Annotated in this window: 21 protein-coding genes and 3 tRNA genes; 7 read left to right on the forward strand and 17 right to left on the reverse strand. The window is 57.0% G+C overall.

Annotated features, from left to right (window positions below):
• Positions 1-983 precede the first annotated feature (983 nt).
• From DMP05_RS09825 to DMP05_RS06405, 3 genes are read left to right on the forward strand one after another with little or no spacing between them, the layout of a single operon-like run.
• On the forward strand, positions 984-1,127 hold the full coding sequence (locus DMP05_RS09825; RefSeq protein ID WP_161957486.1) for a hypothetical protein: 144 nt from the start codon (positions 984-986) through the stop codon (positions 1,125-1,127).
• Positions 1,128-1,144: 17 nt separating this feature from the next.
• Positions 1,145-1,540 (forward strand): hypothetical protein, encoded by a 396-nt coding sequence (locus DMP05_RS06400; protein WP_148039701.1) that lies wholly within the window; start codon positions 1,145-1,147, stop codon positions 1,538-1,540.
• 27 nt (positions 1,541-1,567) lie between these two features.
• Positions 1,568-2,776 carry a tyrosine-type recombinase/integrase gene (locus DMP05_RS06405; RefSeq protein WP_123219666.1) on the forward strand — a complete coding sequence of 403 codons (1,209 nt, stop codon included), beginning with the start codon at positions 1,568-1,570 and terminating at the stop codon, positions 2,774-2,776.
• Positions 2,777-2,895: 119 nt separating this feature from the next.
• Here DMP05_RS06405 and DMP05_RS06410 read toward each other — a convergent pair.
• The 6 genes from DMP05_RS06410 to trxA all read right to left on the reverse strand — a co-directional run bounded on the left by DMP05_RS06410 (position 2,896) and on the right by trxA (position 6,154).
• Positions 2,896-2,972, reverse strand: a tRNA-Asp gene (locus DMP05_RS06410).
• A gap of 24 nt (positions 2,973-2,996) precedes the next feature.
• Positions 2,997-3,073 (reverse strand) — tRNA-Asp (locus DMP05_RS06415).
• 29 nt (positions 3,074-3,102) lie between these two features.
• Positions 3,103-3,179: transfer RNA gene (locus DMP05_RS06420), tRNA-Asp, on the reverse strand.
• Positions 3,180-3,284: 105 nt separating this feature from the next.
• Entirely contained in the window at positions 3,285-4,289 is a 1,005-nt protein-coding gene (locus tag DMP05_RS06425) for an ABC transporter substrate-binding protein (protein ID WP_244595078.1), read from the reverse strand.
• Between the two features lie 461 nt (positions 4,290-4,750).
• Complete coding sequence (locus DMP05_RS06430; protein WP_123219667.1) at positions 4,751-5,707, reverse strand: NAD(P)/FAD-dependent oxidoreductase; 957 nt, start codon at positions 5,705-5,707, stop codon at positions 4,751-4,753.
• A gap of 138 nt (positions 5,708-5,845) precedes the next feature.
• Complete coding sequence (trxA, locus tag DMP05_RS06435) at positions 5,846-6,154, reverse strand: thioredoxin (protein WP_123219668.1); 309 nt, start codon at positions 6,152-6,154, stop codon at positions 5,846-5,848.
• 273 nt (positions 6,155-6,427) lie between these two features.
• Between trxA and DMP05_RS06440 the strand changes: the two genes are divergently transcribed.
• Positions 6,428-7,345, forward strand: coding sequence for a patatin-like phospholipase family protein (locus tag DMP05_RS06440; RefSeq protein WP_123219669.1), 918 nt, complete (start codon positions 6,428-6,430; stop codon positions 7,343-7,345).
• A gap of 51 nt (positions 7,346-7,396) precedes the next feature.
• On the opposite strand, the gene nth is transcribed toward DMP05_RS06440, so the two are convergent.
• The 11 genes from nth to DMP05_RS06495 all read right to left on the reverse strand — a co-directional run bounded on the left by nth (position 7,397) and on the right by DMP05_RS06495 (position 23,328).
• Positions 7,397-8,053: an endonuclease III gene (gene nth / locus DMP05_RS06445; protein ID WP_123219670.1), complete on the reverse strand. Its 657-nt coding sequence runs from the start codon at positions 8,051-8,053 to the stop codon at positions 7,397-7,399.
• A 2-nt stretch (positions 8,054-8,055) separates the two neighbouring features.
• On the reverse strand, positions 8,056-9,783 hold the full coding sequence (locus DMP05_RS06450) for a DUF2130 domain-containing protein (protein ID WP_170151667.1): 1,728 nt from the start codon (positions 9,781-9,783) through the stop codon (positions 8,056-8,058).
• A gap of 90 nt (positions 9,784-9,873) precedes the next feature.
• Positions 9,874-10,707: an HAD family hydrolase gene (locus tag DMP05_RS06455; protein ID WP_123219671.1), complete on the reverse strand. Its 834-nt coding sequence runs from the start codon at positions 10,705-10,707 to the stop codon at positions 9,874-9,876.
• Positions 10,708-10,918: 211 nt separating this feature from the next.
• Positions 10,919-11,458, reverse strand: coding sequence for a flavoprotein (locus DMP05_RS06460; protein WP_123219672.1), 540 nt, complete (start codon positions 11,456-11,458; stop codon positions 10,919-10,921).
• Positions 11,459-11,645: 187 nt separating this feature from the next.
• Complete coding sequence (locus DMP05_RS06465) at positions 11,646-12,977, reverse strand: purine-cytosine permease family protein (protein ID WP_123219673.1); 1,332 nt, start codon at positions 12,975-12,977, stop codon at positions 11,646-11,648.
• Between the two features lie 559 nt (positions 12,978-13,536).
• Positions 13,537-16,803 carry a carbamoyl-phosphate synthase large subunit gene (carB, locus tag DMP05_RS06470; RefSeq protein WP_123219674.1) on the reverse strand — a complete coding sequence of 1,089 codons (3,267 nt, stop codon included), beginning with the start codon at positions 16,801-16,803 and terminating at the stop codon, positions 13,537-13,539.
• A 3-nt stretch (positions 16,804-16,806) separates the two neighbouring features.
• The gene (gene carA / locus DMP05_RS06475; protein WP_123219675.1) at positions 16,807-18,222 is read right to left on the reverse strand and encodes a glutamine-hydrolyzing carbamoyl-phosphate synthase small subunit; all 1,416 of its coding nucleotides are present in this window, start codon (positions 18,220-18,222) and stop codon (positions 16,807-16,809) included.
• A gap of 927 nt (positions 18,223-19,149) precedes the next feature.
• Entirely contained in the window at positions 19,150-19,488 is a 339-nt protein-coding gene (locus tag DMP05_RS06480) for an AzlD domain-containing protein (RefSeq protein ID WP_114616415.1), read from the reverse strand.
• A gap of 3 nt (positions 19,489-19,491) precedes the next feature.
• Positions 19,492-20,388: an AzlC family ABC transporter permease gene (locus DMP05_RS06485; protein WP_311718979.1), complete on the reverse strand. Its 897-nt coding sequence runs from the start codon at positions 20,386-20,388 to the stop codon at positions 19,492-19,494.
• 534 nt (positions 20,389-20,922) lie between these two features.
• Positions 20,923-22,383, reverse strand: coding sequence for a Na+/H+ antiporter NhaC family protein (locus DMP05_RS06490; RefSeq protein ID WP_244595079.1), 1,461 nt, complete (start codon positions 22,381-22,383; stop codon positions 20,923-20,925).
• Between the two features lie 231 nt (positions 22,384-22,614).
• Positions 22,615-23,328 carry a sulfite exporter TauE/SafE family protein gene (locus tag DMP05_RS06495; RefSeq protein ID WP_123219676.1) on the reverse strand — a complete coding sequence of 238 codons (714 nt, stop codon included), beginning with the start codon at positions 23,326-23,328 and terminating at the stop codon, positions 22,615-22,617.
• Positions 23,329-23,652: 324 nt separating this feature from the next.
• Here DMP05_RS06495 and pxpB point away from each other — a divergent pair, with 324 nt between their 5' ends.
• The 3 genes from pxpB to DMP05_RS06510 all read left to right on the forward strand — a co-directional run bounded on the left by pxpB (position 23,653) and on the right by DMP05_RS06510 (position 26,405).
• Positions 23,653-24,378, forward strand: coding sequence for a 5-oxoprolinase subunit PxpB (gene pxpB / locus DMP05_RS06500; protein ID WP_123219677.1), 726 nt, complete (start codon positions 23,653-23,655; stop codon positions 24,376-24,378).
• Positions 24,379-25,413, forward strand: a complete 1,035-nt coding sequence (locus tag DMP05_RS06505; RefSeq protein ID WP_123219678.1) for a 5-oxoprolinase subunit C family protein — start codon at positions 24,379-24,381, stop codon at positions 25,411-25,413.
• Positions 25,414-25,592: 179 nt separating this feature from the next.
• On the forward strand, positions 25,593-26,405 hold the full coding sequence (locus tag DMP05_RS06510) for a putative hydro-lyase (RefSeq protein WP_123219679.1): 813 nt from the start codon (positions 25,593-25,595) through the stop codon (positions 26,403-26,405).
• The last annotated feature ends 160 nt before the right edge of the window (positions 26,406-26,565 follow it).

Genomic DNA, 26,565 nt, shown 5'->3' on the forward strand with positions numbered 1-26,565 from the left:
CTAGGTAGGTACCCCTAAGCAACCTTGGCAAGCCAAGTTGCCAAGGTTGCGTTTGTTCCTAGGCAACCTGCCTACCGAGATGGGGGCGACGAGAGAGACAAACAGAGTTAGCTTGGTTAGCTTGGTTAGCTTGGTTAGCTTGGTTAGCTTGGTTAGCTTGGTTAGCCATATTGAAATCGAACCAACCCAACAGGCGCATCTCTTTTGCTTTGTCACATGGCTAAGCATGGTAAACAAGTGACCTGGATGTGGCTGCGAAGATATGATTTGGTTTGTTAGCTCATAAACCTACTCAAAAGCGCCCCATCCTGGTAGCTGTGTTTAAGCTCTAGCCCCTACCTATCCCGCTTGTTAACGGGTCGCTTCGTTGGGAATGCCCGCGCTCGTGCTTGGCAGCACCGATACCTAGGCCGCTTCGGCAGACCATGCGGACAGTCCGAAAGAACCTCCCGTTCGCCCGTAACGCATGATTAGCAAGAAATCCGCTCTTGAACTGGGGATTTGCAGCCAATCAGATTCTGGAAAACAGGCGGGGTTGTTGGTCGGGAACTTCCCCATATTCCTAATATCCAGATTGTTGATATATACCCACCCCCCTACACGCTAGGGAAACGCGCGGAGCGTTAGTCCGTTGCTCGTTTTCACATTTCGGTTGCGGGGGTTGCCTGTCGTGCAGTTCGGAACATGCGACCCCTAGGGAGCATCGGCTTGCCCGTGGTTCCGAATCTCGCGGACGGCACATCGACGCGCCATCTCTGGAACAGGTGAAGCCACGGCTCGAAATGCGCCCCGTGCTAGTGGCGGCAGCAACGCCAACCAACATGAAAGGTTAGGCCAGCAATACACGGCGTTTGTGCTCGCGGTGGCAAGCGCACCGACACATGCAAGTCAGCCAAGGGAGCACCCGTAGGCTTGCTTTCAAGGCTTGCATTAACGGTGGAACGAACAGGTAACCAGCCACCACGACAAGAAAGGAGCCGACCATGACGGCAACAGCAATGGCAGAGCGCAAGGCAACGGAGACGGCAGCGGCAGCGCAGCCAGCGCGCACAGGGCGCACAGGGCGCACAGGGCGCAAGGAGCGCAGCATCAAGCAGCGCACGGTGGATGCAGCCAAACCTACCTAGTGGCGAGGGGCTACAACGTGCGCAGCACGTGGGAGTCGGAAAGCCAGTTCGGGTTCGTCGCGCAGGACGATGGGGCAGTGGCGTTCATTCGTCTGCTCTCAAACGGCATCGGCAAGGACAAGCTGCCAGACGAGCCGACCATGACCCGCGAGCAGTTCGAGCAGGTGGCCATTAAGTGGCTGAAGACGGCGGACAAGGAGCTGGTGGACGTGCCAGTGCGATTCGACGAGCTTGCACTCACGGTGCTATGCGCCGATCGCGCGCTAATCCGCCACCACATCAACATGCTTGGCATGGGCGAGAACCGACACATGCAAGTCACATACCAGATACATCCATGTGACATGCCACCAGCCCACATCCCGCCCATGTCGCCAAATTGCGGGGAGGTTCTAGCCAGCCTCCCCGCCTAACTAGCTATTCTAAGGAAGTGTTCATACATGAAGAAACACATAAAGCCGGCATCGGTTAGTCAGGTGAAGAACTGTCACGGCACACCGGCAAAAGGCTCATGGAGGTTAACGCCCACAATCGGAACTGACCCAATCACCAAGAAGCCAATTCGCAAATACAGAACATTTCACGGCACTAAGACGGAGGCAAAGCAAGCCGCCATAGACTTCGCGTGCGAAGTCGAGAGCGGCCTCAATGTTGACTTGGAGCGTCTAACATTCGGAGAGTATGCAGCTCAATGGATAGCAGAGCGGGAAGCGAGTGGAACCTTCGCTGCAACAACCATCAAGAGGAACAAGGAACTGGTAGAACACCTGAACACCTATCTTAGAGGCGTTCGCATATCAGACATTGATGCGCCGACAATCCGCAACCTATACATCTACATGACGCAAGATGGCGTTGGACATCCTACGCAGAACAAGGCAAGCGTCGTGTTGAAGCAGATAATGAGACAAGCAGTGATCAACGGAATCATCCTCACGAATCCTTGCGATCTAGTGAAGCCTCCAAAACAGGAGAAATCGACTGTCAGCATTTCCCTCGACAAGAGCGAGGTGGCCGCACTATGCAAAGCTCTGGATAAGTTAGAGACGAAGCGATACCCCCACGCTAGGGAAGCCTGCCAGAAGGAAACAGCCAACAAAGCTCATGCAACAGCAGTTAGGCTGATACTTGCAACAGGCTTGCGTCAAGGCGAGGCTTTAGGGCTGACACGGAACGATGTGGATTTCGATAACGCCATGCTTTATGTGCGCCATACGCTAGACAGGGCAACAGGCAAATTGAAAAAGCCTAAGACTGACAGCGGCGTGCGCATTGTCGCGCTTGATGAAGCAACCCTATTAATGCTCGGAAGCTGGAAAGCAGCGCAACGTTCCTATTTGAACTCACTCGGCATTGAGCAAGGAAACGACACACCAGTGATCACGAGCGAAGCGGGCACTCATATGGAAGGAAACAACCTCTATCACTGGTGGAGCAGATTCTTGAAAGCCAACAACTTGAAGAAGTGCAGACTTCACGACTTGCGCCACACTCACGCTACGTTGCTCATATCAAGCGGCACGAACATTAAAGCCGTGTCAGCTAGACTAGGCCATGCAAACATCGGCATCACATTGGACTTGTATGCTCATGCGCAAATGGAAGATGACAGGAAGGCCGCATCTGTGATTGGCTCAATCATGTACTAAGCCGCAGCATAAGCCGCAAAAGCGAATCTCATTGTCGTAGCAGTGTCGTAGCCGCCTGATTGTGTGCCTATGAAACCAAAAAGGTCAGAGGTAAAATAGCCTCTGACCTGGTGTTTTAATGGCGGGATGTACGAGACTCGAACTCGCGACCTCCGACGTGACAGGCCGGCGCTCTAACCAACTGAGCTAACACCCCGAATGGTGCGTACTTGAAAAAAGATGGCGGGATGTACGAGACTCGAACTCGCGACCTCCGACGTGACAGGCCGGCGCTCTAACCAACTGAGCTAACACCCCGTGCTACACACGTGAGTTTGAAAAAAAGATGGCGGGATGTACGAGACTCGAACTCGCGACCTCCGACGTGACAGGCCGGCGCTCTAACCAACTGAGCTAACACCCCGTATTTTCAAACTTCACCTCTCTCAAGGCAGCCAGGATAGTCTACACAAACGAAGAGATTCGGGCAAGAACTTTTTTGAAAAAATTCTTGAAGGCGGAATTTCGCCTATTTTGCCTTGAGGTCGCCCGTCTCGGAATCGTAGGCGACGTCGGCCTGCAGGTATTCCTTGCCCTTCATCCAATCGAGAACAGGGTCGACCATGTCTTTCGTGGGAAGCTCGGCTTCGGGGTAAGAAGAAATGGGATACGTGTCAGCCACAATACCGGGCAGATTCGCTTTTTCCACGAGCAAATCGCGGAATCCCTCGGGGTCGGCCTCAATCGCGACCACGGCATCGTTCCATGCGAGGCGTACGCTCTCGAGCGCAGCTTTGCCGCCCTCGAGCCACGAAGAGCGCACGGCGAGAACCGACTGGCTTACGTTGCCCACGCCTTGCGTGTCGTCGGCAAGCGTGATCATGCCCGTCGCCTCGCCCAGCGCAAGCAGGCTGCCCGGCAACGCGGCCGCCGCGACCTGGTTGTTCGTCATAGATTCGTAGCGAACTGGAAGCTTTTTGATCTCTTCGTTGACGATTTCGCCTTCTGAAGCGCCAGCGGCCTCCATAAGCTTGTCCATCACATATTCGGGCACGGTATTCGAGCCAACGCCAATGCCTTTGCCCTTCAAATCGGCGAGACTCTTGATGCCCGATTCAGGCGACGTTTGAATGCCGAAACGACCCTGTTCGGGCGTGGCGCCAAGCGTAACCCATGCGAGGTTCAAACCAATGCCGCTCACCACGAGCGACGCGGAAACCATGATATCGGTCATCGCACCGTCGATTTCACCCGCTGCGAATGCCGTGGAAAGCTCCTGTGCGCTTTGGAACGTAACGATTTCGACCTCGACGTCGTGATCGCCATAGAAGCCCTTTTGCTCGGCAACCCAGAAAGGCAGCGAGTCCTCGGTCTGCATGGTGCCGATTTTCATCGAAGTAGCTTCAGGCGCGGCGCTCTCCTGCGAAGAGCAGCCCGAAAGCGCGACCGCCGAAAACGCGGCAACCGAAGCAAGCCCGATGAAATCGCGACGCGACATTGCGCCCTTGCTCGTAACGTCGATGACGTTTTTCATGAAACACATCTCCCTTCATTGATGCGTTGCGGTGAATTGTTACCGTTTAAACAGCACATGCGATAGTACCGACATCGCTAAGCAACACAAGCAAATAATGATAGCGCCCCGCATAAGGACGAATAATCCATGCGGACGAACAAGGAAGCGGCCGCCGACTGGCGACCGCGTAGGCATCAGATGGCAAATACTCAATCGCATTTTTCTTTGCGCACCAATACGAATACCATTGAAACAATAATTCAATTCTGTGGAGAACGCATGGGGCCACGAGAAAACCCGCCCGCAATTCCCGACGCGCTCCTTGATAGATCGGCGTTCGCCAAAGGTCGGTCAGCCGATCCGCAACCGGTCGATCCGCGCTTCCTCAAAAGGAGATTCGAAAAAGTCCGCACGACGAGTTCGACAGGACCTGGGCGAATCGGAGTTCAGCATGTCAAAACATGACGGCAATGGCCAAACTAATCGAGGTTCAAGTATTCGAACGCGGCCGTAGCCGCATTTGCCCCGTCGGAAGCGGCAGTTATCACTTGGCGCAGCGGTTTTTCGCGCACATCGCCCGCAACGAACACGCCTGGCACATTGGTCGCTCCGCTCTCGCCCGCAATCGCATAGCCCGCTTCGTTAAGGGCGACGCCGGCAGCCTTGAGCACGTTCGATCGCGGATTCGTACCCACAGCAATAAATACCGCATCGGTATTCACGACGCGCTCATCGCCCGTATTCCTATCGCGAACGAGAATCGATTCCACATGCGGCATGGGCACTTCCCCATCGGTCGTCGACCGAATCGCTTCAACAGTCGAATTCAACACAAGCTCTACGTTCGACAGTTCGGAAAGAGCATTGAGGTAAAGGGCATCGGCACGGAACGAATCGCGCCTGTGCACCACGTACACCTTCTCGCAAATACGCGATAGATACAGGGCATCGCCCACGGCCGTGTTACCGCCGCCGACTACCACCGCGACCTTGCCGCGGAAAAACCCGCCGTCGCATGTTGCGCAATACGAAACGCCTCTGCCACGCAGCTCAGCTTCCCCCGAAACACCGAGCTCTCGAGGCTCGGCTCCTGTCGCGACGATAACTGCCCGAGCGGAATACTGAACACCAGATGCGCAGGTCAGTAATTTCTTTACAGCGTCAACATTAAGATCAACCACTTCATCGGGAACGCGCTCAGCGCCAAATCTTTCGGCTTGCGACGCCATTGCAAACGAAAGCTCGAACGCATCTACGCCCTCGGCAAAACCCGGATAATTATCGAGTCGCTCCGTTTGGGTCATTTGCCCGCCTGGCCCCATTCGCTCGAAAACCGCCACCGACAATCCAGCGCGAGCCGCATAGAGCGCTGCGGTCATGCCGGCAGGCCCGCTTCCTACTACGGCAACATCGAGCTCGGTTCGTTCATCAATCATGGCGCGACCCCTTTCCTTTAAGAAAAAGGCGGCAAGCATTGATGCCTTGCCGCCTTAGCCGTACATTCGCTCTAAAGCGCCCGCCAAGACGCCATTTTCTCAAAAGGTCCATCGCGATGCGATCAGGGATCTCAATAATTAATCGAGCAACGCGAGCACGTTCGCTTTCGGTTGCGCGCCCATTGCAGTGCGCTTCACCTGACCGCCCTCAAACACCATAAGCGTGGGCACACTCATAATGCCGTAACGCTGGGCGAGATCAAGCGATTGATCGATATCGACCTTGTACACCGCGGCCTTGCCGGCAACCTCGTTCGCCACCTCATCGAGCACAGGAGCGAGCATCTTGCAAGGACCGCACCACGTTGCGAAAAAGTCAACGAGCACAGGGCCGGTCGCCTGCAACACCTTGGAATCGAATTCTTGAGAAGTAATGACCTGAGCCATAACGCCCTCCTTCGTTTGTCGCCTTACATTCGCGACCTCTTAATTGTTACCGATAAGATAGCATATAGAATATGAAAAGCAAGTAAATCTCTGTAACGTTGCCCCAACGTCAACTAAGCAACGCTTGACCCATGGGCTCAAATTGTTCACCATGGAAATAAAACAGCCTGCCCATGCGTGCAGGAAGCTCTGGGAAGATACGTGAAGCACTCCGATGCGTACCCAGCACCCAGCCCGCCCTTGCGCGCGGGAAGCTCAACCGAAGGAGCAACAATGCAATCATCATACGTCTACGATACCTCCGATCGGGCCCCGGCATACAAAGACGCCCAAACTGTTAACGTGAACCTCGTTTTGGAGGGCGGCGCAATGCGCGGACAGTTTACTGCAGGCGTGCTCGACTTCTTCATGGACCAAAACCTTTGGTGCGAGCATGTAATCGGCACGAGCGCGGGCGCGTTGAATGGCTACAACTACGTTGCCGGCGAGCTCGGGCGCACCTGCTTTTTGAACACGAAATACTGCGACGACCCGCGCTATCTTTCCATGAAGAATTTTGTACGAACGGGCGATGCCCTCGGTCGCGATTTTGCGTTCCACGAGATTCCCGAAACGCTCGAACCCTTTAACTTCAAGGCATTTCGCGAATCCCCCATGGAGCTCACGACCGTCGCAAGCGACCTTGAAACCGGTGAAGCCGATTACCATGTAATGGAGACCGCCGATGACGAGCGCGATATCGAATACCTACGCGCATCGGCAAGCATGCCTTTGGTGTCGCATATCGTTGAGCTCGACGGCAAAAAGCTGCTCGACGGCGGCCCGTGCGACAGCATACCGCTGCTGCATTCCATGCTCATGGGCAATACCGACAAACACATCGTGGTGCTCACGCAAGACTCGACATTCGTGAAGGGCCCAAACAAAACCATGCCCTTGATCAAGCGCATATATTCCGACTACCCCCGTTTCGTCGATCGCGTCGAATATCGCCATTTCGAATACAACCGTTGCTATCGATGGATCAAACGCCTGCATGACGAAGGCAAAATTTTCATGATTCAACCGAGCGAGCCAGTAACGGTTTCCAGCATGGAACGTGATGCCGACAAACTGTTCGCGCTTTATGAACAAGGTTTACGGGTCGCGGCGGAAAACTGGAACGCACTGCAGGATTACCTGGCGAAATAAGCGAACTCGATTTCGTCCGCAGAGGCGCCGGCACCAATGCAACCGCCTATGCTATTTCCCCGAGCTTGGGCATATATCAGCCAAGAAGCACTCCTGGCATTTCGGGCGACGGGCCACGCAGAATTCGCGTCCAAAATGGACCCACTGATGATTGATGTACAACCAATCGGGCTGAGGGTAGATTTTCATGAGCTTCGCCTCAACCTTTTCGGGCGTATCGTCGTTGCGCGTCGCAAACCCCAGCTGATGGGCGATGCGGAATACATGCGTATCGACGGCGATGCCCTGAGGGTCTCGAAACGCCTGACACATAACCACATTTGCCGTTTTGCGCCCTACCCCAGGAAGTTTCTGCAAATCGACCATAGTACGCGGCACTTCGCCACCAAATTCGGCAAGCACCGTTTGCGCACACGCCTTCAAGTTCTTCGCTTTACTGCGGAAAAACCCGAGCGGATGAATAATCGCCTCTATGTCTTCAATGCTCGCCGCCGCCATGGCCTCTGGAGTGCCGAATCGCGCAAATAATTCGGGGGTCACCTTATTCACGGCCGCATCGGTGCACTGAGCCGACAGAATAACCGCCACGGTAAGCGTAAACGGGTCGACGTGATCGAGCGAGCATGCGCCTTCGCCGTAATGCTCAAACATGCGCTGTTCGATTTCGGCAGCACGCTCACGTTTCTGCGTAAGATTCTCACGAGGCATGGCTATTCGTCACCCTTCGCATCAATATCGCTTTCAAGAACCTCGGCCGAATCGCTTCCGTCGCCGATCATGGCGCCAGCAGCACGCTGTTCGGCAAGTTCAGCGAACTTCGCTTGCATAGTAGGGTTTTTTCGCGTGAGCTTCTTGATGGTGAGGTCTTGTGCCTTATCGTTGGCCAGGCGCAAATTACGCTCGCTGCCGAGCAAAGCATCTTTTGTTTTCTGCAAATGGTCGATGGTCTTGTCGATTTCCTCAATCGCCGTTTGGAACTTGCGGCTTGCCAGGTCATAGTTCTTCGAGAACTTCGTTTTGAACTCTTCCATCGAGTTTTCGAAGTTCGTAATATCGATATTCTGGTTGCGCACCTCGGCAAGCTGCGTTTTGTATTGCAGTGCCGAAAGCGCAGCATTGCGCAGAATGGAAATAATCGGAATGAAGAACTGCGGGCGAATGACATACATCTTCGGGTAGCGATACCCCATATCGACAATGCCTTCGTTATAAAGCTCGTTGTCGGGCTCGAGCATGGTGCACAATACCGCGTATTCGCAACCTTTCTTCGTTCGATCGGAGTCGAGCTTTTTAAAGAAGTCTTCGTTTTTATGCTTGGTTTTCGTTTCGTCGTTCTCGTTCTTCATCTCGAACATGATTGAAACGATTTCTTCGCCGGTTTCGGGGTCGCACTCGCGGAATACGAAGTCGCCCTTCGTGCCTTCGACAATGTCGTTATCTTTTTCAAAGTATGCATGCGGGAACGCCGTAGCTCGAATTTTGTTGAACTCGATTTCGCAGTGCTGTTCGAGCGACTCGCCCACCATTTTCGTCGAAAGACGCGCCTTCATTTCTTTCACGCGGGCAATTTCGTCGTCTTTGTACTTGATGAGTTCGTCTTTCTGAGCAAGCTCATGCGTCATTTGCTCGCGCAACGCCGCCTGAGCCTGAGCCGCCTTAGCGCGCTCGAGTTCAACAGTCGCCTTCGCTTCGTCACGCTCGCGCTCAGCCTGAACGCGCGCCTGCGACACAGCAAGATCTTTCTCGGCGGCGAACTGCTGCGATTGCGATTCGATTTGCTGCCTCTGGGTTGCGATGGTCTGCTGCAGCTTCGCCGATTCCTCGGCGGCCCGTCGCGACGCCTCGATCTTCTCCAACGCCAACTTCTGCGAGTATTCCTTCGACTGCGATTCGATTTGTTGTTTGAACGCGGCTTCTTGCGAAGCGATTTGGGTTTTGAGCGCTGCGATTTCAGCATCGCGTTTCGCGGTGGCATCGATAAGCGACTTTTCATGTTCGGCCTGCGTGGCGCGCTTTTGCGATTCCTGGTCGGCCGAAAGCTTCTCGACTTCGGCCTGAAGCTTGGCAATTTCCGCCTGTTTTTCAGCAAGCGCCGTTTTTATATCGGCATCGGCCTTTTGGCGCTCCGCCTGCTGCACCTGCTGCATTTCTTTCTCGGACGCCTTCGCCGCCTGTTCGCTCTGCTCAAGCGCCGCCGCAAGCTTCGCTTCAAGCTCCGCGATACGCGCCTCGCTTGTGGCCTGGGCGTTTTGCGCCTCGCTTTTCACCTTCGACACGGCAAGCGCCACAGCTTGCTCGTTTTGCTGCTTCAGCATGCCTTCGCGCTGGGCGATTTCCTTATCGAACTCCTGCGTGCGAACCTGACGCACAATGTCGGCGAACCCACGCTCGTCTACCTGGAACACCTCGCCGCAATGGGGGCACTTGATTTCATTCACGTCGCACGCCTTTCAACGAATCGTTTTCTGGCGCTTATTATCGCTCAAAGTCACGTGATATGCGAATGTCATTTCGAATATCTGTTCGAATTATTTGGTATCGAAAGCATGATGCCCTATTGCGCGAGATTCAAGCACAGCACGCAACTCAGCCTGCACCGCCTGCTCGGTATTCTTGCCAATAATGCGCTTTGAAATCTGCTTCACCGCCCAGCGGCCATTCCCCATAGCACAGCTGTGGCCCACCATGCGCAAGATCTCGTAATCGTTCATGGAATCGCCGAACGCCATCACGTTTTCAGCCGCAACGCCGTGGGCAGCAAGCACTTGATTAATGCCGGTCGCCTTGTTCACGCCGCGCTGCATCACGTCAATCCACTTCGCTCCCGAAGGAGCGAACACGAAATCGGCCTCGAGCTCGCGCGACAGGATATACGCCATGTCCATTTGAGCGCTGTCGCATGAAATCGAGACTTTCACAATCGACGTGTCAGGCGACGGCAAATCGCGCAGCACCACCGGGTTGGGCAAATCTTTGTCGAATTCCGCATCGAAGCATGCGGGGTCGTCGAGCAAATAGCTGTTCGTGCGGTCATACACCACCATGTGAAGGTTGTCGAACTCTTCCACAAGCGCATACAAGCGGCGCAGCGCAGCATGGGAGAACACTTCGCGATCGACGAGCTTTCCGCGCACGAATACCTGCGCGCCATTGCTCGCAACGAAATCCATGCGATCGGCCACGGGCTCGAAAAACGCGCGCAACGTATCGTAACGACGGCCCGACGCCGCGACAAAGCGAATACCCGCGGCATCGAGCGCGCGAACAAGGTCGAATGTTTCAGGGGGAACCTGCGAGCGCTCGTCAAGCAACGTGCCGTCCATGTCACAGGCAATGAGTTTAATGTCTTCATACGTTTCCATATGCGGGCCTCCTTCAGACTCGCGCCCGAACCCTTCGGGCGACCTAGCAATTCTTCTTGGTGCAGCCATAGTACGTCCCGCAAAACGAATCGACGCCAAGCGTTACCGCTTTGACGTCGATTTGACCGGTTGCGCATATTCGCGCCACGATATGGAAGATGAAAGCCGCGCTCGATTGCGCAAAACCGCAGTCCGAAAGCCGACGCGGCCTTTACGCGCCCAGCTTCTTGCAAATAGCCTCAACAATCTCGTCGACTGGCGAGAGCGTACCCTTAGCCACATCGCCGCACGCAAGTTTGCCAATACCAGGGCCAACCAGCTCAATGCCACGCGCGGCAAGCGTCGCAAGGTTCGCCTGGGTTGCGGCGTTTTCATACATATGCGTGTTCATCGCGGGGCATACAATAACCGGACACGTCGTTGCCAAAAACGTGGAGGACACCATATCGTCGGCGATGCCGTTGGCAAGCTTCGCGATGATGTTCGCCGTCGCAGGCGCCACACACATGACGTCGGCCTCCTGCGCAAGCGTGATGTGCTTGATGGACGCATCGTAGCTGTAATCGAACGTATCGGTGAACACCATATTCTTGGAAAGCGCCTCGAACGTGAGCGGCGTCACGAATTTCGTCGCATTCTCGGTCATGATAACTTGCACGTCAACGCCGCGCTTGCCCAAATCGCTTACAACCTGGCACACTTTGTACACCGCGATGCCACCCGAAACCGCGATAAGCGCCTTTTTCGCCATGGAGCATTCCTTTCCGCAACTCAAATTCCGCAGGCAAGTATAGCCCAAAGAAAAAGGGAACCCACCCGATTGCGAATGAATTCCCCCACATTTCCCTACCGATAAGATAGGGAATTTCAAAAAAGGGCCGGCACGAAGCCAACCCTTTTCAATCGCAAATCTATGCAGTTTTCGCAGCGCAGTTCAACTACAGAATCTGATCGGTTTCCTTGAACTTCACCACATCAACCTTCTTGGCCGACTTGTAAATGGTCATAGCGCCCCAGTACGCAACACCGGCGAAGATAAGCGAGTTCAGGCCCGGAATGCCAATAGCCAGAATCGAGGAGCCCTCGCCCACGCAGAACGCGAGCGCCCACACGATAAGCGCGATGGGGTTCCACTTCTCAACCTTCTGAGGCAGCTTGCCCGACGGGCGGGTTTCTTCCAGAACAGCACGGTTGCGCTTCAGGATGAAGTAATCAATAACCATGATGCCAGCCGCAGGCGGAATAGCAACGCCAAGCAGCGTCAGGAAGTTCGTGAAGTAGTTGATGACGCCGATAACGGAAAGCAGCGTGCCAATGATACCGAGCGTCCAAGTCATGACGTTGCGGTTAATCTTCACGTTGAACAGCGCATTGATGGCAGTGGCAACGCCAAGGCCCGACGAATACAGGTTCATGTCGTTGAGCTTGACGGTGGAAGCGACGACGATAATCACGCCCAAAACACCCGAAGTCGCCATCATAATATCGGTCACGTTGTCGGTGCCGGTTGCGTGAGCCAGAATAACGGCAAGCAGGTTCATGCCGAGCTCGCCCACGAAAGTGCCGATGAGGGTCATCCAAAACACTTGGGTGCCATTCTTCAGGTAGCGCGCGTAGTCGGGCGTGCAAATGGCGCCCGCGATAAAGCCGCCGGCGACCATGGTAGTAGCCGTGCCGAACGCCAACTCGGGACCGGGATGCGGCGAGTTAAGGAATTCGATGAGACTGTGGTCCTGCAGCACAATGGCAGCAGAAATAACGACGGCGGCAATGAACAGCGGCACGAACACGGTAGCAAAGCGGGCAATCCAACGAATGCCAGCAATAACCAGAAGCGTAATACCCAAGCCGGTAATGATTGCCCAAATGGGGAAATTCAGCACGCCGGTGATGGAAAGCATGCCTTCAGCGAACACGGAGTTCTGAACGCCGAACCAGCCAACCATCGAAATGGCAACGACGCCGCCCAAAATAGCTGAACCATTTTTGCCGAGGCCGCACCAGCGAGACAGCAAGCTCGTCGAAAGGCCTTCGCGAGCGGCCGCGGTGCCGAGTGCCCAGCTTACGACCTGCAGAATAACCGAGCCGAGCATGGTTGCCCAGAATGCGCCCCAAAACGTCATACCATAGCCAAGTGTTGCACCCAAAACCAGCTGGGAGACGCAGCAAATGGCGCCAATACGAATCATCAAAATTTGCCAGAGCGGTTGCTTGGCTCCCTCAGGAACGCGCGACAGTGAGTAGTCGTTGTCGATGGGTTCGTTCGCCATGGAGACCAACCCCCTTCTTTCTTTACGGTAGTGTTCCGAATACGACCGACGGTCTTCGAAGCGAACGTCGCGCACCGCAGGCGTGGCCAACCCGCACGCGACGGCCCTTTCGGCGACCGTCAAATTAAAGCGAGATTATACACTGTTACTTTAGTGTGACAGAGTAACAAGTTTGTTAACACCCCTATATATGGGAATTTCTAGCAGCTGAACACAAAAGGGGCCCAAAGGCCCCTTTTTGGAAGAGATGTTGCAATTCTACACGACAGGCGAGCGGCTCTTTTGTTCCGCCGAGCGGAAAATGCGCAGCGTGGCCGCACTCGCGTGCAAGCAAGCACCCCATGCCGCCTTAATTGACGCCCTGGCTCAACACCCCGAACCACGTTCGCCGCGTGCTCGGCCGCATAGCCCGCCCCGCGACTAGCCGCAATCTGAGTTTTCGTTTGACGGCTAGCCAGGCAACCGGACAGCCCGGCCAACAAGCCAACCAATCAATTAGCGGGCCGGCCGGCCAGTCAGTAAGCCAACCAGCCAGCCCGTCAACCTTTCAGCTTGCCGTTTACTTCACCTCGTACTGCGGCAAATCTTGCAGCGCGATTACCGGCAAACCATACGGATTCTCGTCAAGCGCTTCAAGCGCAGCCGTAAACGCGCTTGCGCCCGAAAGCGCGGTCACGCACGTCACGCCATGCTTCACAGCTTCAGTGCGCATGAAGTACCCATCGCCACGCGTTTCCGAACCATATGGTGTATTCACGATAAGCGCGATTTCGCCATTGGAAATCATGTCGCCAACATTGGGATGCGGCTCGGAAATCTTGCGTACGACCTCACAGCGCACGTTTCCGCCACGCAGCGTGCGCGCGGTGCCTTCAGTCGACACAATGCGGAAGCCCAAACGCTGAATCGTGCGTGCGATGGGAAGAATATGACGCTTGTCGCGATCGCATACCGAAATGAACACGGTGCCTTCCTTCGGCAGCTCGTAGCTCACGGCGAGCTGCGTTTTCGCATAAGCCTCGGGATACGTGCTCGCGATGCCCATGACCTCGCCCGTCGATTTCATCTCGGGGCCCAGCACCACGTTCGCGCCCGGGAAGCGACCCCACGGCATAACGGCTTCCTTCACGCAGAAGTAATCCATACGGCGATCGTCAGCCGGCAAGCCCAGGCTTTCGATGCTGCGACCGCTCATGATAAGCGCCGCGCACTTCGCCAGGGGCACACCGGTCGACTTCGACACGAACGGCACCGTGCGGCTCGCGCGCGGGTTCGCCTCAATGACATAAATCGTCTCGCCTTTGATGGCGTACTGCACATTGAGCAGGCCGCGCACGCCCAGGCGCAGCGCCAGACGACGCGTGATGTCGCGCAGCTCGCCGACCAAACGGTCGCTGAACGAGAACGGCGGAATGCAGGTGGCCGAGTCGCCCGAGTGGATGCCAGCTTCCTCAATATGCTCGAGCACGCCGCCCACATACACCTGCTCGCCGTCGCACAGCGCGTCAACGTCACATTCGATAGCGCCCTCGAGGAAGCGGTCCAAATACACCGGATGATCAGGAGAGATGCGCGTTGCCTCGGCCATGAAGGTGCGCAGATGCGACGGGTCGTAGGCGATTTCCATACCGCGGCCGCCGAGCACGTAGCTCGGGCGAACGAGCAGCGGGAACCCAATGCGATTGGCGACGCGTTCGGCTTCCTCGAAGCCCGTGGCCATACCTGCGGCGGGGTACGTGATGTCGAGCTCGTCGAGCACCGCGCTGAAACGTTCGCGGTCTTCGGCCAGGTCAATCGCCTCGGGGCTCGTGCCCATAATGGTCACGCCCGATTCCTGGAGCGCATGCGCGAGCTTCAGCGGCGTTTGGCCACCGAGCGTCACCACAACGCCGTCGGGCTGCTCAACATCGACGATGTCCATGACGTCTTCGTAGGTGAGCGGCTCAAAATACAGACGGTCGCTCGTGTCGTAGTCGGTGGACACGGTTTCGGGGTTGCAGTTCACCATGATGGTTTCATAGCCGGCCTCGTGCAGCGCGTAGCTCGCATGCACGCAGCAGTAGTCGAACTCAATGCCCTGGCCAATACGGTTGGGACCTGCGCCCAAAATCATGGCTTTAGGCTTGTCGACGGACACGATTTCAGAATCGCCGAAGCTCGGCGCCGCGCCCGCTGCCGCAACATGGGGCGTTTCGTAGGTCTTGTAGTGGTATTCGGTTTTGCCCGCGAATTCGGCCGCGCACGTGTCGACGGTTTTGAACGTAGGCACAACGCCAAGGCCCTTGCGATAGGCACGCACAATAACTTCTTTCGTGCCCGTGAGGTGGGCGATTTGAGCATCGGAAAAACCGTATTGTTTCGCGATGCGCATAGCCGGCGCGTCGAGGTCTTCCAGGCGCAGACCTTCGAGCTGGTTTTGCACAGCGGCCATATCGGCGATGCGATGCAGGAACCACGGGTCGATGCCGCACGCCTCGTGCACCGCATCAACGGTCCAACCGCGACGCAGAGCCTCGGCCACATAGAAGATGCGATCTTCCGTGGGGCGTGCCACGCATCCATCAAAATGCTCTTCGTCGAAATCGTCTTTGCCATCGGCGCCCAGACCCGCGCGGCCGTTTTCCAGCGAGCGCATGGCCTTGCCGAACGCTTCCTCAAACGTGCGGCCGATGCTCATGATTTCGCCCACGGCCTTCATACGCGTGGACAGCGTGGTGTCGGTACCCTTGAATTTCTCGAATGCGAAACGCGGCACCTTCACCACGCAATAGTCGATAGAGGGCTCGAAGCATGCTGGCGTGACGCGTGTGATGTCGTTCGTGATTTCATCGAGCGTGTAGCCCACGGCCAGGCGCGCAGCAGCTTTCGCGATGGGGAAACCGGTCGCCTTCGACGCGAGCGCCGATGAGCGGCTCACGCGCGGGTTCATTTCGATGACGATCAGGCGGCCGTTTTTCGGGTTGAGCGCGAACTGCACGTTCGAGCCGCCCGTTTCGACGCCGATTTTCTCCAGGATCGCGAGCGAGGCCACGCGCATGCGCTGGTATTCCACGTCGGAAAGCGTTTGCGCAGGCGCCACCGTAATAGAGTCGCCGGTATGCACGCCCATGGCATCAACGTTTTCGATAGAGCACACGATGATGCCGTTGCCGGCCTTATCGCGCATGACTTCCATCTCGTATTCTTTCCAGCCGATGATGCTTTCTTCCACAAGCACCTCGCCGGCGGGAGAAAGCTCCAGACCCTGCGCCACAATCTCGCGCAGCTCCTGCTCGTCGTAGGCGATGCCGCCGCCCGCGCCGCCGAGCGTGAAGCTCGGGCGAAGCACGCAGGGGTAGCCCACCTTGCCGGCAAGCTCAACGGCATCTTCAACGGAGTACGCATAGCCGCTGCGCGCGCATTCCAAACCAATTTCTTCCATGGCCTCGGCGAACAGCTTGCGGTCTTCGCCGCGCTCAATAGCCGCCAAATCGCAGCCAATCATTTCGACGCCATATCGATCGAGCACGCCCGATTTCGCCAGCTCAACGGCCGCATTCAGACCCGTTTGGCCACCAAGGGTAGGCAGCAGGGCGTCGGGATGTTCTTTAGCGATAACGCGCTCGATGAACTCAGCGGTAATGGGTTCCACATAGGTGCGATCGGCCAAGCTGGGATCGGTCATGATGGTAGCGGGGTTCGAATTTACGAGCACCACTTCATAGCCGTCTTCCTTGAGCACCTTGCACGCCTGAGCACCCGAGTAGTCGAACTCGCACGCCTGGCCAATAACGATGGGGCCCGAGCCAACAACGAGAATGCGTTTGATGTCGGTACGTTTGGGCATTGTCTAGGCCTCCTTCGAGCCGAAGACCCAACCAGCGAGGCGGTCTTGCGAAATGTTGATGTTCAGGTAGTCGGCGTCGCCGTCCATCAGGCGGCAAAACGCCGTGAACAGGTAGTGCGCATCGGTGGGACCAGGATTGGCCTCGGGATGGTACTGCACCGAGAAAGCATTCTGGTCGAGCAGCTGAATGCCTTCGCATGTGCCGTCGTTCAAGTTAACGTGCGTCAGGCGAATGCGGCCGAAGCGCTCGTTTTCAACGACGGGGGCAATGCGGCGCTGCGACCAGAAGCGAAGGTCGCCGTCGGCCGTATGCTCGGCCACGCCGCCCGAAAGTTCGGGCACAAGCTTGCCGAGGCTCGGGAACACCAGGCCGAAGCCGTGGTTCTGCGCGGTAATTTCCACCTGGCCGCTCACGAGGTTCATGACGGGCTGGTTGCCGCCGCGATGGCCGAACTTGAGCTTTTCCATTTCGCCGCCGCTTGCAAGGCTAATCATCTGGTGGCCCAGGCAAATGCCAAACACCGGCACCTTGCCAATAAGCTCGCGCGCCTGCTCGTAAGTTTCGGTCACGGCATCGGGGTCGCCCGGGCCGTTGGAGAGGAAGACGCCGTCGGGTTCCATGGCAAGCACGTCGGCAGCGGGAGTGTCCCACGGCACGACGGTAAGGTCGCAGCCCACACGCACGAGGCCCACGAGAATCGACTCTTTCACGCCGCAGTCATACGCAACCACGTGATATTTCTTCGGCGCGGGAGCCGCCACGGCGAACGCCTGGCTTTCAGGCACCTTATCGAACGATTCCGTGGCGGCGCGGCTCACGGTTTTGGCGAGGTTGCGGCCCACCAGGCTCGGAGCTGCGGCGACCTTTTCCGCGAGCGAAGCAGCGTCAAGATCTTCGGTGGATAAAATAGCGGTCTGCGCACCGAAATCGCGAATATGGCGAACGAGCGCACGAGTATCGATGCCCTCGATAGCCACAATGTTCTCGCGCTCGAGGAATTCGGGCAGGCTCATGCTCGAACGCCAATTCGAAGGGGTGCGGCACATGTCATGCACGACCAAGCCACGCAGAGCGGGCTTGGCCGACTGCGTGTCGTCGAGGTTCACACCGTAGTTGCCAATCTGGGGATACGTCATCGTGACAATCTGGCCCGCATACGAAGGGTCGGTAATAACCTCAAGATAGCCCTCGAGCGATGTGTTGAAGCAAATCTCGCCCGTAACTTCGCCCGGGGCACCGCATGCCCAGCCGTCGAATCGGGTTCCGTCCTCCAATAACAAAATAGCCGCCTTGCGAGCTTTTTTGCTCGTGGCGGCTATAAGTTTCTCTGCAATTGTCATGGCTTTGGCCCCTTCTTGGCCAGCTGCCAACACTGTTGCCGCAGACACGTGCCCTGTGGCGGTTTGGGTAGCTTCCATTTGCGTCTCCTTTTCGGTCTCTCGGTACCGGTTTAAAGGCACTTTCGCTCCAAATTGCATATTTATAACGAAAAGTGTATTAAACAACCCTTGATTTGCATTTGGGCGATTATAACGGCGAATCCCGTCTATGGGAGAAATTTCTATAATCCACCACACTAAAGCGCGGTGAGCGGCGACGTAAATCAGAATGCGATTTTCTGCCAAAAGTTGCGAATTCGGGGGCTTGGCAAAAGTGCGAGCCCGTTGCTTTAGTCATATATCCCCAGGTCGCGGTTAGGCCATGTTAACAATTCGTGGGACAATTAGCCTTTTCAACAGCGTATTCCCTTGAAAAAGGGCGTTTCATGCCCCCGAATTCGCAACTTTTGGCAGAAAACAGAGGAATCATTTACGCTGAGCCCGAAAGGCGGGGGCACGAACAAAAAAAGTTGGACCGATAACATCAGCCCAGATTGGAGTTTGTATGCATACGAAAGAACACGTCGAGCCGCTCATCGTCCGCGTCAGCGCCTGAGCGCAAAACCCACGTAGCGGCTAAACTGCGTCGCGGCGCGTATTGCTCCGAAAGCGTCATCTTGGCAAAAACGCTTCTCACGTGACGGTGCGCCTTCGCTGCTCAGCGACGCGCCTCATCTAACGACATGTCTTACCTGGCAACATGTCCGCCTAGCGGGGCGTCTTGTCTAATAAGGCATACCGCCCAGTAGCACGTCCTCCCTGCGGTGCGCACCCCATCCAGCAGCACATCCCGCCTAGCGACGCAGTGCATCTGGCAAGCACTTCTCACCTGGCGGCGCTTCGTGCCTTATGGTACGCCCCGCCCAACGGCCGATAATACAGCGAGTCCCGTGGCAGTCGTGCCGCCACGGGACTCGTCAAACCATATTCAAATGAGGCTAGCAGAAAAGCAGCAGGGGCAAAAGCCTACAACAGCGCAGGCACATACGTGAGCACAGCGAGCATGCCAACACCCACTACGATGCAAGCCGCCATCGATTTCGTCTTCGCACCCACCACGAGCACCACAGCGGCAGCCAACAGAGGCATGCCCCACAGCGCGATGTCGCCCGAAGCGACTTTCGCGGGATCAAACAGGTCATTCGTCACCAGGGCGGCAAAAGCCGCGGGCGGAATGAAATTCAGCGCACGCACAAACCGTTCAGGCAATTGTTTGCCCTTGAGCAAGAAGATGGGAAGGCAGCGGCAGGCGAGCATACACGCCAGGCACACGCCAAAAATAATGAGGAAGCTCGTAACGTCCATTACCTACTCCCCCACTTTCATAGTCGTGTTGCGATTATCGTGGTGCACGCTCGAAAATGCAAACGCGGCACCCACGCCCACAAGCGCTCCGATCAAAATGGCGGGACCAGCAAGGCCCACGCATTTGCAGGCAATGACACCCGCGATGGAGCCAAACACGGCGACCAGATTTGCAGGAGTCACTTTCTGCATGCACAGCAAGCAAATGAACAGCGACGTCATGGCAAACGAAGCGAGTGCGGTGGGCAGCGAGATCGCCGAACCGATGAGTGCACCCGCGACATTGGAAACGGTCCACGACGTAAGCGAGAACAAATTCACGAGCAAGGCGTGCTTCACCGACCAGTTGCCATTAATCATGCGCGCCAAATTCACGCCGAAGCTCTCGTCGGTTACCGTGGCGCCGAAAATGAACGCCAGGCGCTTGCCCGCGCTGCCGCAGAATTGCGAAAGCGATGCACCATAGAGCATTTGGCGCGTGTTCACAAGCGCGACGCTGGCGATAATGGCCGAAATCGGGTTGCCCGCGAGCCACATATTGGGAATCATGTATTGGCCAGCGCCTGAATAGAACAGCAGGCTCATTATCGCAATCATCCACACGTCCATGCCAGCAGCCACGCCCAAGATGCCGCACGGAATGCCCAGCACGATATAGCCGAGCACAATGGGCCATGCGGCCTGGAAGGCCTCTTTTTGCATAGCGGCAGAGACGCCGCTTTTATGAGCGACGCTCGTTTCGGCAACAACGGGTTCGGATGCGGCCGATTCAACGACGCCCGATTCAGCGCCGTCTCGTTCGGCGGCGGCAGATTCAACCGCCGCCTGATTTTGTTTCAAATTTGTTTCAGACATAGTGCCGTGATTATAGAAGGGCGCTGCCGCTTTTCCAACCGTCACGCACAGATATTTCACGCTCGCCAGGACGTATTTGGGTTGTAGAGGCGCACCACCAGCACGAACCCGCCACCTGTTAAATGCTCGTAGCGTTTAACAGGTTCTCCTCGCGCGCGTTCCAACCTCCCATGCCTGCCATCAGTTACTACCCGCTAAATGTTCGACATCTGCTAAGTGCTCGTAGCATTTAGCAGGTTTTCCACAGCAGATTCCCCGCAATGCGCTTCCCTATAGCGAACCTCCCATAGTGGACCCCCCCTCACAACAGGCCCCATAGCGGAACTCCCCAGCACCTGCCGTAACCGCAAACAGCTCGCCATCTGACAGAGGAATGCGAACTGTACGCGAGAACGCAGAGACACGAGCTAAGGACAGCCGGCGGCACGTCATGAAATCGGAGCAAAGTCCAAACCGCCTCGAACAAAACCAAAACGCACTAAAGCTGGAACTGAAACCTGTTAAACGCTACGAGCATTTAACAGGTTTCGACGCATCAAACAGCGACCCATGCTTCAGCCCGCCCGGGCTTGGTGCAACCTACGCTTCGCGCGGCACGCCTTCGGGTGCCTCAGCATCCCGCGCCGCCAGCCTCGGCTCGCCTTTCGAAACCCACCCAAGCTTCTTGCCGAAAAGCGCGGCCACAACGAAAACGACGATTGGGTACAAATAGCAGAAGAAGGCATACCCCATGTAATCGACGCAAGAAACGCCCAGAATGGTAACCATGTAAATAGCACACGTGTTCCACGGCACAAGCACTGACGTAATGCCCGCCGAGGAATTCACGATATTGCCCCACGCCGCGCGGTCGACGCCGCGGCGGTTGTATTCGTCGCGGTAGACCAACGTCGACATCGTGATCGCCGGATACTGGTCGGGCAAAAGCGCGTTGAACAGCGCGCCCGAGAACACGGTTGCGCCTGCAAGCGCCACAAAATTCTTGAGCCTTCTCACAATAGGCTCAACCATCGAAGCCATGAGCCCGCAATGCTGCATGATGCCCGCATACGCCATAACCAGCAAAATAATGGAGATGGTCTCGAGCATCTCGTTGATACCACCCGTGGAAAGCAGCGTGTCGATAAACTGCGCGCCCGTATTCGACTCGGCGCCCCTCACCATAGCGCCCAGAAGCATCGACGCATCGACGCCCTGGTAAAACACGGCCTCAATCGCGCCAACGGCGATGCCCGCCAAAAACGACGGAATCGCAGGCACCTGAAAAGCGATGCAAACGACCATGACCACAAGCGGAATGAGCGTCACGGGGCCAATATTGAAAGAACCCTCCAGCCCAGAAAGAATCGCCGCCGTAGACGCGCCAGCATCGCCCGACGTATCAAGGCCGAAGCCGATAACGGCATAGATTCCCGTGCACGCCAAGCACACGGCAATCACCAAAGGAAGGAACCGCTTGCACAGCGCAAACACGTCGACCTCGGCGATAGCGGCCGCCAAATTTGGACCATCGACCAGGGGCGATACAATCTCGCTCACATACGCCGCGCCCACAATGGCGCCCGCCGCCATGCCGAGCGGCACATCGAGCGCCGCAGCGATGCCGATGAACGCCAGGCCAATGGTGCCAGCGGCGCCCCATGCGCCCACGACAATGCCAATCACGAGCGTCGCCAGGAAGCACACCGGCAAGAACAGTTGCGGCGTAACCACCTCAAGCCCGTAATAAATCATCGTGGGCACCGTGCCCGACAGAATCCAAACCGCGACCATAACGCCAATGCAAATAAGAATCAGGCACGCTTCCATCGAATCATCGATGCCCTTCTTCATGGCATCGAGAATTTCCTCCCAATCAAACCCCAGGTACAGCGCGATAAAGCCCGAAATCACGCAGCCGATGAGCATGGGAATCTGCGGATCGGTGCCCAGTCCCACAACGCAGCCGAACATTACCGCCGCAAGCAGACCGAAGGCGAGCATCCCATGGCGAAACTTCGCCTCTTTTTTCGTTTTCTCGGCCATAATGCCAACCCCCATGCCCCTCGAACAGGGCACAACAAAAAGAGGACGCACGCCCTTCTCGCGTACGCCCCTTTCTCTCATTTCCCTTACATGTTCGCCCTGCAATGAGCGCCTTCTTGGCCGCATGAACGCGTCGGCCCATCGAGCCGACCGAAGCAATCCGAGGGCAAACTCGCGCAACGCCGCGCAAGCTTCGGCCCGAAAACAGGCACGCGCTCACTCGCGGTCGCCCGCATGCAACAGCGCTTATTTCACAAGCAGAATGATACCAATCACCGTGAGCAACACATAAGTCACCTTAATGAACGTTGCCTGGCTGATACGCTTCTGCAGCTTGTTGCCGAGCCATATAGCCACGAGCAGAAGAGGGATAGCAATGGCGACCATGACCAGGCAATCGGGCGTGTAGTGCCCTTGGCTAAGCTGCAGCGCGGCATACACGAAATTGAGCACCATCCAAATGCACGAAAGCGTTGCGCGGAACTGGTCTTTGTCCTGAAGGCGCTGGAGCGCATAAATCGCGAGAATGGCGCCGCCCGAAACGAACATGCCTTGAATGAGGCCTGCGAGCACTAGCAGCACAGCGAGCAGCCACTTTGGCATGAATCGCTGTTGCTTGAGCACCAATCCGCGCACACCCACGACCACCACAATGGCGCCGTAAATCTTCGACAGAATGCCCAGCGGCAACACCGCGTCGAGCCAAATGCCCACAAACATGAACGGCGTCATAACCGCAAGCATAATCGCGAGCTCGCGCCAATTGATGTGCTTCCAATTTTGAATGGCGATAAGACCGCAGCCGATCATGCCGGTGGCGTTGAGCATGGCGACGCTCTCTTGCATGCCGACGGTCGCCATGCCCGCAGGCATCGCGATAATATTGCCGGCAAAACCCGTTATCGCCTGAATGGCATAGGCAATGAAGAACACGCCCAAAAATAAACCGCGACCAACCACGAAAAACAGCCTTTCAATCTCTCATATTCGAAACAAGCAGCCTCTACCGGCGTACCTCATTCGGGAAACGCGACGGCATACATCGCAATCGATTCGCCCAAAGGCCAAGCCCGACCAAAGAGAAGCCCGCGCCCAGCGGAAACGAATCATCCTGTAAGTTTCGCACGCATTCTCGCCGCTTGCGGTTGCTAAATTGTAAACAACGAAGTCTTCGCATCAACTCTGTACTATCGTGCGCTAAAGTATACAGAGCAATTAACCGACGCGGCACGCCACGCCGCGCATTTCGCCGAACGTTCAAGCAAAACTAGAGAGAGTGCACCCATGCGCCCTTATCAAATCTGCGTGTGCGGAGATTCCGCCATCAATATCGTTGTCGCCGATACCATCTCGGCCGAAGCAAGCGCCCTTGTGCGCAGCGCCGCCGCGCGCATTCAGGCAGCGGGCATTGCAGGTATCGAAGACATCGTTCCCACGTTTTGCGCCGTCATGGTCGCATACAACCCCGAAACTATTTCCTATGAGGAATTGGTTTCAGCCGTGCACGCCAATCTCGACGGCCTTTCCGCCGAAGGGGCCTCGGCCGGCAAAACCATCGTGATTCCCGTGTGCTACGGCGGCGAATTCGGCCCCGACCTGGAGCATGTCGCGCAATTCCACAGCATCACCCCCGATGAAGTGGTGCGCTTGCACACCGAGCCCACGTACCTCATCGCGATGCTGGGCTTTCTGCCGGGCTTCGCCTACCTAAGCGGTTTAAACCCCGATTTGGAAACGCCCCGTCTCGAAGTACCGCGCGTGCGCATCGAAGCCGGCGCTGTGGGCATTGGCGGCGCGCAAACGGGCATCTACCCCTTGCCCTCGCCCGGCGGATGGCAAATCATCGGCCGCAGCCCGCTGCGCCCCTACGACGCAGAACGCGAGCCAGCGTTTTTGTATGCCGCGGGCGATTCCATTGAATTCGAGGCCATTTCCCCCGATGAATATGCGGAAATCGAGGCCGCGCTGCAAGCTGGAACCTACGAATACCGCGTGAAGGAGGCGATGTAAATGGCAAAATTCACCGTGTGCGTGCCAGGTCTTCTGACCACCGTGCAAGACCGCGGCCGCATGGGATACGCCGCGAGCGGCTTCTCGCCTTCGGGCGTCATGGATCGCCGCGCGTTCTCGCTCGGGAACCTGCTTGTGGGCAATGCGGCGAATGCGCCAGCCATCGAATTCGCCTTCGCGGGCCCTACGCTCGAATTCGAAAACGACGCCGTCGTCGCCATTACGGGCGCCGATTTCAACCCGCGCCTCGACGAAGAGCGCGCGCCCATGTACCAGGCGTTCGTGGTGCGCGCCGGCCAGCGCCTCTCGATGCCGGCCGCCGAGCGCGGCGTATACGGATATTTGGCCATCGCCAACGGCGGCGTGGATGTGCCCCGCGTCATGGGCAGCGCTTCCACCAACCTGAAGTGCGGCCTGGGCGGCTTCGAGGGGCGGCGCTTCACGTTCGGCGACGTGGTGAACTTTCACGACACCACGCCGAACCCCTACTACGATTTCGGCCCCAACCACTACCGCAACGACCCGTTCTACCATTTCGAGTACCTCACGCAGGAAATTCGCGTAGTGCCCGGCCCGCAAAGCGATTTGTTCACGAGCCGCGGCATTGACACGTTCTATAAGGAACGCTACCAGGTAAGCGCGCAAACCGACCGCATGGGCTGCCGCCTCGATGGTCCGCAAATCGAATCGAGCCGCGGTTCCGACATCATTTCCGACGGCATTGCGCTCGGCTCAATCCAGATTCCCGCGCAGGGCACCCCCATCGTAATGCTCGCCGACCGCCAAACAACGGGCGGCTACGCGAAAATCGCCACCGTCGCGAGCGTCGACATTCCGCTGCTTGTGCAGCGCGCGACCAAGCAGTACGTGCAGTTCAAGCCCGTTTCGGTCATCGAAGCACAGCGGCTGCTCGTGGCCGAACGCGATTACTACCGCAACGTGCGCGCCAACGCACGGGGCAGGCTCACGCTGGAAATGCCCTGCATCGAGCCGAACGACCACGCGGGCGAGCCCACCATGCCTCCGGTGGAATAAGCGGAGGAAGAAACGGTCGCGGCCCGGAAAACGAGCCGCCCGCGCAAACCGACCGATGCGATACGCGCGACATACGGCTTTAGCCGAGCGCCGCGCGCAGCATACAGAACGCGACCACGGCGTATGAAGTGGCGGGCGCCGCCCCGACAAAGCGGCAGAAAGATACGCGAGGAAGCACCATGGCACAAGAACAGCTCAGCATTTCCGACATTCCCGCAAACATCACCCCGCGCGAAATGCGCCATATCATTCGCGAAGGACGCTTCAGCGGTCCCACGAGCGGCTTGTGCCCAGGCTACGCGCAGGGCAACCTCATCGTGCTGCCGAAGGAAGACGCCTATGACTTCCTGCTGTTCGCGATGCGCAACCCCAAACCCTGTCCCATTTTGGAGGTTTCAGAGGTGGGCGACCGCTTCTTCCATACCAGCAGCGCCGACTGCGACATCGCCAACGATTTCCCGCGCTACCGCGTTTACCGCGACGGCGTAATGGTCGACGACCCCATGAGCGTCGAAGATTTGTGGCGCGACGATTTGGTCGCATTCCTCATTGGCTGCTCGTTCAGCTTCGAAAGCGAGCTCATCGAGGCCGGCATCGAGATGCGCCACAACACGCAGGGCCGCAACGTGAGCATGTATATCACGAACATCGCGTGCGAGCCGGCGGGCAAGATGTCCGGCAACATGGTCGTGAGCATGCGCCCCATCCCGTATGAGCAGGTCGTTCAGGCTGTGCAAATTTCAGGCGCCATTCCGAAGGTCCACGGCGCACCGATTCACATCGGCGACCCCAGCGTCATCGGCATTGACGATATCTCCAAGCCCGATTTCGGCGATGCGGTCGATATTCACGAGGGCGAGGTGCCCGTGTTCTGGCCGTGCGGCGTCACCCCGCAGTCGGTCGTCATGAACGTGAGGCCGAAATTCGCCATCACCCACGCGCCCGGCTGCATGCTCATCACCGACACGAAGAACATCTCCCTGAAGTTTTAGCAACCTTGAACCGCACCTGTTAAATGCTCGTAGCGTTTAGCAGGTTTATCGCAGCCCGGAAGCGCCCGAGACAATTGCCAAACACAATTGGTAGGAATCGCGTCGGCAGAAACCGCGTTAACCCATCGGCGATTTTCCGTCCGCAATGCCGCCCGCGACC

This window comes from Slackia isoflavoniconvertens (genome assembly GCF_003725955.1).
Taxonomy (GTDB): Bacteria; Actinomycetota; Coriobacteriia; order Coriobacteriales; family Eggerthellaceae; genus Slackia; species Slackia isoflavoniconvertens.